Annotated in this window: 10 protein-coding genes; 8 read left to right on the plus strand and 2 right to left on the minus strand. The window is 70.6% G+C overall.

Annotation, left to right across the window (positions count from 1 at the left end; translation table 11 throughout):
* Positions 1–119 precede the first annotated feature (119 nt).
* The 8 genes from AB0P35_RS13395 (at position 120) to AB0P35_RS13430 (ending at position 11,976) form a co-directional block, all read left to right on the plus strand.
* Positions 120–1,139 carry a hypothetical protein gene (locus AB0P35_RS13395; RefSeq protein ID WP_363510122.1) on the plus strand — a complete coding sequence of 340 codons (1,020 nt, stop codon included), beginning with the start codon at positions 120–122 and terminating at the stop codon, positions 1,137–1,139.
* 173 nt (positions 1,140–1,312) lie between these two features.
* The gene (locus tag AB0P35_RS13400; protein WP_363510124.1) at positions 1,313–5,605 is read left to right on the plus strand and encodes a discoidin domain-containing protein; all 4,293 of its coding nucleotides are present in this window, start codon (positions 1,313–1,315) and stop codon (positions 5,603–5,605) included.
* Between the two features lie 450 nt (positions 5,606–6,055).
* On the plus strand, positions 6,056–7,453 hold the full coding sequence (locus AB0P35_RS13405) for an extracellular solute-binding protein (protein WP_363510126.1): 1,398 nt from the start codon (positions 6,056–6,058) through the stop codon (positions 7,451–7,453).
* An 80-nt stretch (positions 7,454–7,533) separates the two neighbouring features.
* Positions 7,534–8,478 (plus strand): sugar ABC transporter permease, encoded by a 945-nt coding sequence (locus AB0P35_RS13410; RefSeq protein WP_363510128.1) that lies wholly within the window; start codon positions 7,534–7,536, stop codon positions 8,476–8,478.
* Between the two features lie 15 nt (positions 8,479–8,493).
* Positions 8,494–9,378, plus strand: a complete 885-nt coding sequence (locus tag AB0P35_RS13415) for a carbohydrate ABC transporter permease (protein ID WP_363510130.1) — start codon at positions 8,494–8,496, stop codon at positions 9,376–9,378.
* Between the two features lie 32 nt (positions 9,379–9,410).
* Positions 9,411–11,024, plus strand: coding sequence for a glycoside hydrolase family 13 protein (locus AB0P35_RS13420; protein ID WP_363510132.1), 1,614 nt, complete (start codon positions 9,411–9,413; stop codon positions 11,022–11,024).
* 35 nt (positions 11,025–11,059) lie between these two features.
* On the plus strand, positions 11,060–11,422 hold the full coding sequence (locus AB0P35_RS13425) for a DUF1304 domain-containing protein (protein WP_363510134.1): 363 nt from the start codon (positions 11,060–11,062) through the stop codon (positions 11,420–11,422).
* Positions 11,419–11,976 carry a TetR/AcrR family transcriptional regulator gene (locus AB0P35_RS13430; protein WP_363510135.1) on the plus strand — a complete coding sequence of 186 codons (558 nt, stop codon included), beginning with the start codon at positions 11,419–11,421 and terminating at the stop codon, positions 11,974–11,976. Before AB0P35_RS13425 ends, AB0P35_RS13430 begins: the two co-directional genes overlap by 4 nt.
* Before the next feature lie 59 nt (positions 11,977–12,035).
* Here AB0P35_RS13430 and AB0P35_RS13435 read toward each other — a convergent pair whose 3' ends face one another.
* Together AB0P35_RS13435 and AB0P35_RS13440 are read right to left on the minus strand one after the other, a co-directional pair.
* Positions 12,036–12,632 (minus strand): hypothetical protein, encoded by a 597-nt coding sequence (locus tag AB0P35_RS13435; RefSeq protein WP_363510137.1) that lies wholly within the window; start codon positions 12,630–12,632, stop codon positions 12,036–12,038.
* Positions 12,629–12,994 carry a PadR family transcriptional regulator gene (locus AB0P35_RS13440; protein ID WP_095872069.1) on the minus strand — a complete coding sequence of 122 codons (366 nt, stop codon included), beginning with the start codon at positions 12,992–12,994 and terminating at the stop codon, positions 12,629–12,631. Before AB0P35_RS13440 ends, AB0P35_RS13435 begins: the two co-directional genes overlap by 4 nt.
* Positions 12,995–13,052: the final 58 nt, after the last annotated feature.

Below are 13,052 nucleotides of genomic sequence, written 5' to 3' on the forward strand. Positions count from 1 at the left end.
ACCTCTGTAACTCTTGGCTGCCATCGCGCAAAACTCAAACAGATCAACGTCATATTCGCGATTCCTCCTGCAGTGTTCTGCAGTCCTTCTGCAACTTCCCCCCACGAAGGCAGGACCCCATGGGAATCTCGCGCCGCTCGCTCCTCCTGACGGCCGCGGCCGCCTCCACGGCCGGCCTGCTGCCGACCCCGTCCGCCCGCGCGGCCGGCAGTCCGCCGGGGGACGTCGTCGGCAAGATCACCGTCGGCTACCAGGGCTGGTTCGCCTGTCCCGGGGACGGCGCCCCGATCAACGGCTGGTGGCACTGGTCGCAGGACTGGTCGCACGCGCCGTCCCCCGCCGACAACGCGCTCCGCGCCTGGCCGGACATGCGCGAGTACACCGCCGGCTACCGCACCGCCTACAGCCCGCTCGGCGACGGCACCCCCGCCGCGCTGTTCTCCTCCTACGACCAGCAGACCGTCGACACGCACTTCCGCTGGATGCGCGAGTACGGCTGCGACACCGCCGCCCTCCAGCGGTTCAACCCCAACGGCCGGAAGTTCTACGTGATGTACGACGTCAGCGGCTGGACCTCGATGCAGGAGGAGATCAAGGCCGACTGGACGAACCGGATGTCCCGGCACACCGCCTCACCGGCGTACGCCCGGCAGAACGGCATGCCGGTCGTCGGCATCTGGGGCTTCGGCTTCGACGACGCCAACCACCCCTGGAGCCCGGCCGCCTGCCTGGACGTCATCAGCTGGTTCCGGGCCCGCGGCTGCTACCTGATGGGCGGGGTGCCGACCTACTGGCGCACCGGCGCCAACGACTCCCGGCCCGGCTACCTCGACGTCTACCACGCCTTCCACATGCTCTCGCCGTGGATGGTCGGCCGGATCGGCACCGCCGCCGACTCCGACCGGTTCCTCGCCGACGTGCAGCAGGGCGACCAGGCCGAGGTCCTCGGCTCCACCGACGGCACCGCCTTCACCACCCTGGCCGGCGCCGCCGGGTACCGCTTCGACCCGGCCACCGGCAACACCGCCGCGCTCACCCTGCCCGCCGCCGCGCAGACCCGGTACGTCCGGCTGCAGTTCACCGGCAACACCGGCTGGCCGGCCGGGCAGCTCTCCGCGCTGCAGGTCCTCGCCCAGTAGCGCCCGCCCCGCGCAGCCGCGCGGGAGAACGGAACCACGACAGACCTCGGGCCGCCGCACACGCCGTCGGCCCGATCCGGGGCGTGCCCCGGCGCGCCCCGAGGGGTGCTCGCGCGGCGGAGCCGGGGCTCCCACGCCGCGCACCGCCATGAGATCCGAGACAGAGGGACGCCATGAGATCCAAGCGCACACTGCCGCGGCCGATCGCCGCGACGGTCGCGACCGGACTGCTGCTGATGGTCATCGGGCCGGTCGTACCGGCCCATGCCGCCGGCGGTCCGAACCTCGCGGCCGGCAAGACCGTGACCGCGAGCAGCTCCACCGGTGTCCAGGTGGTCGGCAACGTCAACGACGGCAGCCAGGACAGCTACTGGGAGTCGACCAACAACGCGCTGCCGCAGTGGGTCCAGGTCGACCTCGGCAGCCCCACCGCCATCGACCAGGTGGTGCTGAAGGTGCCCGCGAGCTGGGGCTCCCGGGACGAGACCCTGACCGTGCTGGGTTCCACCGACGGGGCGAACTTCTCCACCGTCCTCGGCTCCGCCGCCCAGTCCTTCGACCCGGGCAGCGGCAACACCGTCCGGCTCAACTTCGCCTCCACCACGACCCGTTTCGTCCGGGTCAGCGTCACCGCCAACACCGGCTGGCCGGCCGCCCAGATCTCCGAGCTGGAGGTGTACGGCTCCACCAGCGCCTCCGGCAACCTCGTCCGCTCGGTCAGCGCCAGCAGTTCCAACGCGCCGTACTCGGCGAACAACGCGGCCGACGGCAACACCGGCACCTACTGGGAGAGCGCCAACAGCGCCTTCCCGCAGTGGTACCAGGCCGACCTCGGCTCGGCCGTGCCGGTCAACAAGGTGGTGCTGCGCCTGCCGTCCGGCTGGGAGAGCCGCAGCGAGACCCTGAAGGTGCAGGGCTCCACCGACGGCACCAACTTCACCGACCTGGTCGCCTCCGCCGCGTACACCTTCAACCCGGCCACCGGGAACAGCGCGACGATCAACCTCGGCACGACCACCGCCCGGTACGTGCGGCTCTCGTTCACCGCCAACAGCGCCTGGCCGGCCGCCCAGCTCTCCGAGTTCGAGGTGTACGGCCCGAGCACCGGCGACACCCAGGCGCCCGGTGCGCCCGGCGGCCTGGCGTACACCCAGCCCGCCTCCGGCCAGATCAAGCTGACCTGGAACGCGGCCACCGACAACGTCGGCGTCACCGGCTACGACGTCTACGTCAACGGCGAGCTGCTGACCAGCGTCGCCGGCAACGTGCTGACCTACACCGACAGCCGGGCGGACAGCGCGACCGTCTCCTACTACGTCAAGGCGAAGGACGCGGCCGGCAACCAGTCGGCGGCCAGCAACACCGTCACCCGCACCGGCCAGAGCGGCGACACCCAGGCGCCCAGCGCGCCCGGCGGCCTGGCCTACACCCAGCCAGCCTCCGGCCAGATCAAGCTGACCTGGACGGCGGCCGGCGACAACGTCGGCGTCACCGGCTACGACGTCTACGCCAACGGATCGCTCCGGGCCGGCGTCGGCGGCTCGGTGCTGACCTACACCGACACCCAGCCGGACACCGCGACCGTCTCGTACTACGTGAAGGCCAAGGACGCGGCGGGCAACCAGTCCGACTCCAGCAACACGGTGATCCGCACCGGCCAGCCCGGCGGCAACGGCACCAACCTGGCCGCGGGCAAGCCGATCACGGCCAACTCCTCCGTCTACACCTTCGTGGCGACCAACGCCAACGACAACGACGTGACCAGCTACTGGGAGGGCGCGGGCGGCAGCTACCCCAACACCCTCACCGTGGCGCTGGGTTCGAACGCCGACACCCAGCAGGTGGTGCTGAAGCTCAACCCGGCCGCCGCCTGGGGCGCCCGCACCCAGACCGTCGAGGTGCTGGGCCGCGAGCAGAGCAGCTCCACCTTCACCACCCTGGTCGCCGCCAAGCCGTACGGCTTCGACCCGGCCTCCGGCAACACGGTGACCATCCCGGTCACCGCACGGGTCGCCGACGTCCAGCTGAAGATCACCGGCAACACCGGCGCCAGCGCGGGCCAGGTCGCCGAGTTCCAGGTGGTCGGTGTGCCGGCCCCCAACCCGGACCTGACCGTCACCGGCACCACCGTCGCCCCGGCCAACCCGGTGGAGACCGACGCCCTGACCCTCGCCACCACGGTGAAGAACCAGGGCAGCGCGGCCGCCGCGGCCACCTCGGTCAACCTGTACCTGGGCTCCACCAAGGTCGGCACCGCCCAGGTCGGCGCGCTCGCCGCGGGTGCCTCCAGCACCGTCAACGTGAGCGTCCCGGCGCAGAACGCGGGCAGCTACCAGCTCTCCGCCAAGGTCGACGAGGCCAACGCCGTCATCGAGCAGGACGAGACCAACAACACCTGGACGGCCGCGAACAACCTGGTCGTCAACCAGGTCGCCAGCTCCGACCTGATCGCCTCCCCGGTCTCCTGGTCGCCGTCCAACCCGGCCGCCGGCAACACGATTGACTTCTCGGTGGCGATCAAGAACCAGGGCACCTCGGCCGCCGCCTCCGGCGCGCACGGCGTCACCCTGACCGTGCTCGACACCCAGGGCAACACGGTCAAGACGCTGACCGGCTCCTACAGCGGCGCGATCGCCCCCGGCGCCACCACCTCCCCGGTCTCGCTGGGCAGTTGGACGGCCGTCAACGGCAAGTACACGGTGCGGACGGTCATCGCCACCGACGCCAACGAGCTGCCGGTCAAGCAGGCCAACAACACCGGCAGCCAGGGCCTGTACATCGGCCGCGGTGCCAACATGCCGTTCGACACCTACGAGGCCGAGGACGGCGTGCTCGCCGGCGGGGCGACCGTGGTCGGCCCGAACCGCACCATCGGCGACCTGGCCGGCGAGGCCTCCGGCCGCAAGGCCGTGACGCTCAACTCGACCGGCTCCTCGGTGGAGTTCACCACCAAGGCGGCCACCAACACGCTGGTCACCCGGTTCTCCATCCCGGACAGCGCGAGCGGCGACGGCACCAACGCCACCCTGAACGTCTACGTCGACGGCACCTTCCTCAAGGCGATCGACCTGACCTCCAAGTACGCCTGGCTGTACGGCAGCGAGACGGCGCCCGGCAACTCGCCCGGCTCCGGCGGCCAGCGCCACATCTACGACGAGGCCAACCTGCTGCTCGGCACGACCGTGCCGGCCGGTCACAAGATCAAGCTGCAGAAGGACTCGGCCAACACCAGCCAGTACGCGATCGACTTCGTGAGCCTGGAGCAGGCCACCCAGATCGCCAACCCGGACCCGGCGAAGTACGTCGTCCCGACCGGCTTCACCCACCAGGACGTGCAGAACGCCCTGGACAAGGTCCGGATGGACACCACCGGCAGCTACGTCGGCGTCTACCTGCCCGCGGGCAACTACGAGACCGCGAACAAGTTCCAGGTCTACGGCAAGGCGGTCAAGGTCGTCGGCGCCGGCCCCTGGTTCACCCGGTTCTACGCGCCGTCGAGCCAGAGCAACACCGACGTCGGCTTCCGTGCCGAGGCCACCGCGAACGGCTCGACCTTCTCGGGCTTCGCCTACTTCGGCAACTACACCTCGCGGATCGACGGCCCCGGCAAGGTGTTCGACTTCTCCAACGTCGCGAACATCACGATCGACAACATCTGGACCGAGCACATGGTCTGCATGTACTGGGGTGCCAACACCGACAACATGCGGATCACCAACTCGCGCATCCGCAACACCTTCGCCGACGGCATCAACATGACCAACGGCTCCACCGACAACCTCATCTCGAACAACGAGGCGCGGGCCACCGGTGACGACTCCTTCGCGCTGTTCTCCGCGATCGACGCCGGCGGCGCCGACGAGAAGAACAACGTCTTCGAGAACCTCACCACCATCCTGACCTGGCGCGCGGCGGGCATCGCGGTGTACGGCGGCTACGCCAACACCTTCCGCAACGTCTACATCGCGGACACCCTCTGCTACTCCGGTGTCACCATCTCGTCGCTGGACTTCGGCTACCCGATGAACGGCTTCGGCGCCTCGCCCACGACGAACCTGCAGAACATGACGATCGTCCGGTCCGGCGGCCACTTCTGGGGCCAGCAGGTCTTCCCGGCGATCTGGGTCTTCTCGGCCTCCAAGATCTTCCAGGGCATCCGCGTGAGCGACGTCGACATCGTCGACCCGGCCTACAGCGGCATCATGTTCCAGACCAAGTACACCGGAAGCCAGCCGGAGAACCCGGTGAAGGACACCGTCTTCACCAACATCTCGATCACCGGCGCCAAGAGGAGCGGCGACGCCTTCGACGCCAAGTCCGGCTACGGCATCTGGGCCAACGAGATGCCGGAGGCGGGCCAGGGCCCGGCGGTGGGTGAGGCGGTCTTCAACAACCTCACCATGAGCGGCAACGCCAAGGACATCCAGAACACCACGTCCACGTTCAAGATCACCGTCAACCCGTAGCGACTGCGCAAACAAAGCGGGGCGGGCGCCCTTCGGCCCGCCCCGCCTCGGCGTTCCCGGGGGCCGCTTGCGGGCCCTGCGGCACGCGTCGGCGCCCCGCTGCGCAACCCGGCGTCACCAGGGGCGGTACGGGCCTCCGCGGCCCACGCGGCGGCCTTGCGGAGGGTGGTGCGCAGGCCAGGGCGGGGGGCGGGTGTCAGTGTCGACGCGCGAACCTGCAAGCATTGAGTCGCATTTTTGCGAAAACTCGTCGACATCTTGTGGGCATCTGTCGCGGCTGGTTAAGTAGTCGACACCAGCCGGCGCTGCTGCCAGACGCAGCGACCGAGCCTCGGCCTTGCACGCTTCCCCGGCTCCCGGACGTCTTCCGGGGCCGGCCCCCCCACCGGAAATCCACGGGCACCCCCGCGCCCAGGCGCAGCCCGCACGTGCTTGAAAGGGTCCATCCGCATGACCAGAGACCGGCTCCTCCGCAGAACCGTCGCGCTCGCCGCCGCCGCGGGCCTCGCCCTCACCGCGGCCGCGTGCTCCTCCGGCTCCGACACCGGCAACTCCGGGGACTCCGGTAAGCCCGCGGCCGGCGCCACCCTCGACCCGAACACCAAGGTCACCATCAGCATCGACTGCCAGCCGCCGACCACCAAGCCGGCCGAGCGCAAGCAGTGGGCCGAGGACGTCGCGGCGTTCACCAAGCTCTACCCGAACGTCACCATCAGCGCGAAGGACGCCTCCCCCTGCGAGGAGCCGGCCTCCTTCACCGCGCAGCTCAAGGGCAAGACCCAGCCGGACGTCTTCTACACGTACTTCACCGACCTGGACCAGGTGCTCGACGCCGACCAGGCCGAGGACATCTCGCAGTACGTCAACGCGCAGACGGTGCCCGCGCTGGGGGACATCGACCCGTCGGTCATGAAGACCCTGACCTCGGAGGGCAAGCTCTACGGCCTGCCCACCACCAACTACAAGATGGGCCTGCTGTACAACCGCAAGCTCTTCAAGCAGGCCGGCCTCGACCCCGAGAAGCCGCCGACGACCTGGGCCGAGGTCCGGGAGGCCGCCAAGAAGATCGCGGCGCTCGGCAACGGCGTCAACGGCTACGGCGACTACAGCGCCACCAACCAGGGCGGCTGGCACTTCACCGCCGAGCTCTACGGCCTCGGCGGCTCGATGACCACCGAGGACGGCAAGAAGGCCGCCTTCAACACGCCCGAGGGCAAGCAGGTCCTGCAGAACCTGTACGACATGCGGTGGACCGACAACACCATGGGCGCCACCCAGAGCCTCAAGTGGCCCGACCTGATGACCCAGATGTCGACCGACAAGCTGGGCATGTACGTCGGCGCGCCGGACGACATCACCTACATGGTGCAGACCCTCAAGGGCACCTACGAGGACTACGGCATGGGCCCGATGCCCGGCGGCAAGGGTGCCCTGCTCGGCGGTGCCGACTACATGTTCAAGAAGGGCTCCACCCCGGACCAGATCAAGGCCGGCATCGCCTGGGTCAACTTCAAGTGGCTGTCCATGGGCAAGGGCCAGTTCGACTACGCCCGCACCAAGGCCGACGGCCTGCCGGTCGGCCTGCCGCAGCCCTTCCTGTTCGGCGGCGCCACCCTGGACGCCGACAACAAGGCCAAGGCCGCCAGTGCCACCGTCCCGGTGCAGAACTACGCGCCGTACCTGGCCACCGCGGTGCCCGGCAAGACCGAGCCCGCCAACGCCCAGCAGATCTACAAGGTCCTCGACGGCGCCGTCTCCGCCGTCCTGACCGACAAGAACGCCAACGTCGACAAGCTGCTCTCGGACGCCGAGAGCCAGGTCAATCAGGTGCTGGCCAACCTCCAGTGACGGCCGGTGGGGGCCGGCCGGGCGGGCCGGCCCCTACGCACGCCCGAGCCACACCCTCCGACCGACCAGGAGTAACCCCCATGGCAGCGATCAGTGTCTCCGCCCGCCGGAAGTCCGAGCCACCGGCGCAGGCCAACCCCCCGCAGGGCCGCGCCGCCCTCCGTCAGCGCCTCCGCAGGCACCTCACCGGCCATGGCTTCCTGCTCGGTGCCCTGCTCTGCTTCGCGTACTTCTCGTGGTACCCGATGGTCCGCGAAGTGATCATGAGCTTCCAGAAGACCAAGCGCGGCAGGACGACCTGGGTCGGCACGGAGAACCTGGACCGCATCTTCGCGGACCCGGACTTCTGGCACGCCTGGCGCAACACCCTGCTGTTCACCGTGCTCGCGCTGGTGCTCGGCTTCGCGGTGCCCTTCGTGGTCGCGGTGCTGCTCAACGAGCTGCGGCACGCCAGGGCCTACCTCCGCGTCCTGGTCTACCTGCCGGTGATGCTCCCGCCGGTCGCCTCGGTGCTGCTCTTCAAGTACTTCTACGACCCGGGCTACGGCCTGTTCAACGCGATCCTCAAGTCGCTCCACCTGCCGACCTCGGCCTGGCTCAACTCGCCCACCACGTCCATGCTCTCCGTGGTCATCGCGGCGACCTGGATGAACATGGGCGGCGCCACCCTGATCTACCTGGCCGCCCTGCAGGGCATCCCGGGCGAGCTGTACGAGGCGGCCGAACTCGACGGCGCCGGCCTGCTGCGCCGGATCTGGCACGTCACCATCCCGCAGACCCGGCTGATCCTCTCGCTGCTCCTGCTGCTGCAGGTCGTCGCCACCATGCAGGTGTTCGTCGAGCCCTACCTGCTGACCGGCGGCAACGGCCCGCAGAACTCGACGCTGACCGTCGTCAACCTCATCTACCAGTACGCCTTCAGCTTCAACAACTACGGCAGCGCCTCTGCGCTCGGCCTGGTCATGCTGCTCGTACTCGCCGGCTTCTCCGCGCTCTACGTGCGCCTGAGCCGCACCAACGACTAGGACGGGAGCCCCGCCATGGCAGACACCTCGACCCGTACCCTGATCTCCGAGACGCAGCTGAACCGCCCGCTCGGCAAGGCGGTCTACCGGACCGTCCTCGTCCTGGTGGTGGCCGGCTTCACCCTGGTCTTCCTCGGCCCGCTGTACTGGCTGGTGACCGGCGGTCTGAAGTCCACCCAGGAGGTCATCCAGAACCCGCCGACGTTCTTCCCGCAGCAGATCCACACCGACACGTACACCGAGGCGTGGTCCAAGCTCAACATGGGCCGGCTGCTGTTCAACACGCTGTACTACGCCTTCGGTGCGCTCGCCTTCCAGCTGGTCTTCGACGTGGCCGCGGCCTACGCGCTCTCGAAGCTGCGGCCGATCCTCGGCAACGTGATCCTGGGCATGATGCTGGCGACGCTGATGATCCCGTCCACCGTGCTGATCGTCCCGCAGTACCTCACGGTGCTGGATCTGCCGCTGCTGCACCTCAACCTGGTCAACACGCCGTGGGCGATCTGGCTGCCCACCGTCGCCAACGCCTTCAACATCTTCCTGCTGAAGCGCTTCTTCGACTCGGTGCCGGAGGAACTGCTGGCCGCCGCCGCCATCGACGGGGCGACCCCGCTGCGGGCGCTCTGGTCGATCGTGCTGCCGATGTCCCGGCCGATCCTCGGCGTGGTCTCCATCTTCGCCGTGGTGAACGTCTGGAAGGACTTCCTGTGGCCGCTGCTGGTGCAGCCGGACCCGAAGAACCAGCCACTCAACATCGGCATCAACTCGCTCTCCATCGGCGTGCCGCAGAACGTGGTGATCGCCGCCCTGGCCATCGCCTCGGTGCCGACGATCGTGTTCTTCCTGATCTTCCAGCGAAACATCATGGCCGGCCTGACCTCGGGCGGGCTCAAGGGCTGACGGCCCGTCATTTCTCGAAAGGACCAACCACCGTGGTACAGCAGCCCGACCGCCGGGACTGGTGGCGCGACGCGGCGATCTACCAGGTCTACCCGCGCAGCTTCGCCGACGGCAACGGCGACGGCACCGGTGACCTGGCGGGCATCCGCGCCCGGCTCCCGTACCTCGCCGAACTCGGCTTCGACGCCGTCTGGTTCAACCCCTGGTACCCCTCCCCGCTGAAGGACGGCGGCTACGACGTCGCCGACTACCGGGCCATCGACCCGGTGTTCGGCTCCCTGGAGGAGGCCGAGAAGCTCATCGCGGAGGCCCGCGACCTCGGCATCCGCACCATCGTCGACATCGTGCCCAACCACGTGTCCGACCGGCACCCGTGGTTCCGTGCGGCGCTCGCGGCCGGCATCGGCAGCCCCGAGCGGGAGCTCTTCCACTTCACCGAGGGCCGCGGCGAGCACGGCGAACTGCCGCCCAACGACTGGACGTCGGAGTTCGGCGGCTGCCCGTGGACGCGGATCGAGGACGGGCAGTGGTACCTCCACCTGTTCGCCACCGAGCAGCCCGACCTCAACTGGGCGCACCCGCTGGTGCGGCGGGAGCACGAGGAGATCCTGCGCTTCTGGTTCGACCGCGGCGCGGCCGGCGTGCGGATCGACTCGGCCGGCCTGCTGACCAAGGAGCCCGGCCTGCCCGACTTCGAACTCGGCGTCGACACCCACCCGTACGTCGACCGCGACGACCTGCACGAGATCTACCGCGCCTGGCGGGCGATCGCGGACTCCTACGAGGAGCCGCGCGTGCTGATCGGTGAGATCTGGGTGCCGGACACCGAGCGGTTCGCCCGCTACCTGCACCCGGACGAGCTGCACACCGCCTTCAACTTCGACTTCCTGGCCCGCCCGTGGGAGGCCGCCGAGCTGCGCGCCTCGATCGACGGCACGCTCGCCGCGCACGCCCCGGTCGGGGCCCCCGCCACGTGGGTGCTCGCCAACCACGACGTGACCCGCACGGTCACCCGGTACGGCCGCGAGGACACCCGCTTCCGGTTCGCCGCCAAGCGCTTCGGCACCCCGACCGACCTGGATCTCGGCCTGCGCCGGGCCCGTGCCGCGGCCCTGCTCTCACTGGCCCTGCCCGGCTCGCTCTACCTCTACCAGGGCGAGGAACTCGGCCTGCCCGAGGTGGAGGACCTGCCGCTCGCCAGCCTGCAGGACCCGATGCACGTCCGCTCCGGCGGCACCGACCCGGGCCGCGACGGCTGCCGCGTCCCGATCCCGTGGTCCGGCACCCTCCCGCCGTACGGCTTCGCGTCCGACGGCGCCGAGCCCTGGCTGCCGCAGCCGGCCGGCTGGGGCCCGCTCACCGTGGCGGCGCAGACCGGGGACCCGGACTCGATGCTGGAGCTCTACCGGGCCGCCCTGGGGATCCGCCGGGCGCGGATCGGCGGCGGCTTCGACTGGCTGCCGTCCGCCCCCGAGGTGCTGGCCTTCCGGCGGGCGGACGGCTTCGGCTGCCTGGTGAACCTCGGCGAGCAGCCGGTGCCGCTGCCCGGGGCGGCGCGTCCGGTGCTCGCCAGCGGCCCGCTCACGGACGGCGGAGTGCCGTCCGACACCGCGGTGTGGTGGGAGTTCCTGGACACTCGTCTATGATTGCTGGACAGCTGTCCATGAAATCGGAGTGATCCATGCATACGGTGGCGAACGTCCTGGTCGGCCTGGTGGCCGCGCTGCACGCGTACTTCCTGGTTCTGGAGATGTTCCTCTGGGAGCGCCCCCCGGGGCGGAAGCTCTCCGGCTTCGACGCCGCCCTCGCGAGGGCCACCGCGCCGCTCGCCGCCAACCAGGGCCTCTACAACGGCTTCCTGGCGGCCGGCCTGGTCTGGGGCCTGATCGCCGCCGACCCCGTGGGCCACGACGCCCAGGTCTTCTTCCTGGGCTGCGTCGTGGTGGCCGGCCTGTACGGCGCCGCCACCGCGAACCGGCGGATCCTGCTCGCCCAGGCCCTGCCCGGCGCCGTCGCCCTCGCCGCCGTGCTGGCCGCCGGATGAACGATCCCCGCGCCGAACGCAGCAGGGCCGCGCTGCGCGGCGCACTGCTCGCCGAGTGCGGGGAGCGGCCGCTCTCGGAGCTGAGCGTGTCGGCCGTGGTCCGCCGCGCGGGCCTCGGCCGGGCGACCTTCTACCTCCACTACGAGGACCTGCGGGCGCTCGCCGTCGACGCCTGCGGGGAGGTGGTCGAGCGGGCCGTCGACGCGCTGCACGACTGGCGCGGCCCGGTCGACCCGATGGCGCCGCCCGCGGCACTCATCGCCTTCCTGGCGGACGCCGCCGGGCACGCCGCGCTCTACCGGGCCCTGCTCGACCCGGGCGGCGGCGGCCCGCTCGGCGACCTCATGCACCTGCGGCTGCGCGAGCGCAGCCGCGCCGAGCGCGAACGGGCCGGCGCCCCGCACGCCGACACGGTGGCCTCCGCCGTCGCCGCCGCCTTCACCGGCCTGCTGGCCGACTGGCTGCACGGCCTGATCACCGCAGACCCGCCCGCGTTCGCCGGCCGGGTGTGGCGGCTGCTGATCGCCCTGCACAGGACGCCGCTGGACGGATAGCAGACACCCAGGGGCGCGGTCCCCGTGCCCCTGGGTGCATCCGGCGTCGGAGCCGAGCCTCAGACCGCCGCCGTGCGGAGACGGGCGGCGGAGCGGCCGAGCCGGACCGCCGCGACGGGGGGAAGGCAGCAGCCCAGCACCAGGGCGGCGAGGACGGCGGCCGGGGTCAGTCCGGCCGAGGACGCGGCGAAGGTGGCTGCGGCCAGCGGTGTGACCGCGATCGGCGAGAGGAGGAGCAGGGTCGCCTGCTTCTTCTCCCGCCGGGCCCACTGCGGGGACTTCCAGACCCGGACGAGCGCGGTGATGCCGGCGGCCAGTGCGAGCAGCGGGCCGACGGCCGGCACGAGCGTGAGCGGCAGCGGAAGGACCGCGAGGGCCAGGGTGACGGTCGTGCGGGCACCGGTCTCCGGCTCGGGGCGCGCCTGCCCCGACTCGTCGAGCGCGGCGCCGGCGACCTGCTGCGGGCTGCCCAGCCCGTCCAGGACCTGCCGCACCGCGTCGTCGTCCGCGGAGCCGTGCTCCGCCAGCGCGACCTCGACGTGTTCGCGCAGGTCCGCCAGCAGTTCGCGGCGGCGCTCCGCGGGCAGCGCGGCGGTGAGCCGGGTGACCTCGTCGAGGTAGTCGCGGACCAGCGGGTGCTCGATGGGCGTGTTCACGGGTTCTCTCCGGGGTCGAGGATGTGGTCGACGGCCGTGCGGAAGGCGGGCCACAGCGAGGTGAACTCCTCCAGCGCGCCGCGGCCTGCGGCGGTCAGGGTGTAGTAGCGGCGCGACGGGCCGCTGTCGGAGTCGCGCAGGAAGGTGTCCGCGAGCCCGGCGCGGCGCAGGCGGGACAGCAGGGGGTAGATCGTGCCCTGGCTGGTCGCCAGCGTCGGGAACCGGCCGAGCTCCTGCAGCAGCTCCACGCCGTAGCGCGGGCCGTCCCGCAGCAGCGCCAGCACGCAGTACTCCAGCACCCCCTTGCGCAGCTGGGTGGCCACCGATCCGTCCGGCGCACCGGCACCCTCGGTGTGTGTCATACCAGGTACCATGCACAGCAAGATAGCATGCCGTGCAAGGCCGATCCCGGACCTTCGG

Source organism: Kitasatospora sp. NPDC085879, assembly GCF_040686255.1.
Taxonomy (GTDB): domain Bacteria; phylum Actinomycetota; class Actinomycetes; order Streptomycetales; family Streptomycetaceae; genus Kitasatospora.

Excerpts from the sequence above, each read along its gene's own strand:
- AB0P35_RS13410 (WP_363510128.1), top strand. The coding sequence starts at position 7,534 with ATGGCAGCGATCAGTGTCTCCGCCCGCCGGAAGTCCGAGCCACCGGCG.
- AB0P35_RS13400 (WP_363510124.1), top strand. The coding sequence starts at position 1,313 with ATGAGATCCAAGCGCACACTGCCGCGGCCGATCGCCGCGACGGTCGCG.
- AB0P35_RS13430 (WP_363510135.1), top strand. The coding sequence starts at position 11,419 with ATGAACGATCCCCGCGCCGAACGCAGCAGGGCCGCGCTGCGCGGCGCA.
- AB0P35_RS13440 (WP_095872069.1), bottom strand. The coding sequence starts at position 12,994 with ATGACACACACCGAGGGTGCCGGTGCGCCGGACGGATCGGTGGCCACC.
- AB0P35_RS13395 (WP_363510122.1), top strand. The coding sequence starts at position 120 with ATGGGAATCTCGCGCCGCTCGCTCCTCCTGACGGCCGCGGCCGCCTCC.
- AB0P35_RS13405 (WP_363510126.1), top strand. The coding sequence starts at position 6,056 with ATGACCAGAGACCGGCTCCTCCGCAGAACCGTCGCGCTCGCCGCCGCC.
- AB0P35_RS13415 (WP_363510130.1), top strand. The coding sequence starts at position 8,494 with ATGGCAGACACCTCGACCCGTACCCTGATCTCCGAGACGCAGCTGAAC.
- AB0P35_RS13425 (WP_363510134.1), top strand. The coding sequence starts at position 11,060 with ATGCATACGGTGGCGAACGTCCTGGTCGGCCTGGTGGCCGCGCTGCAC.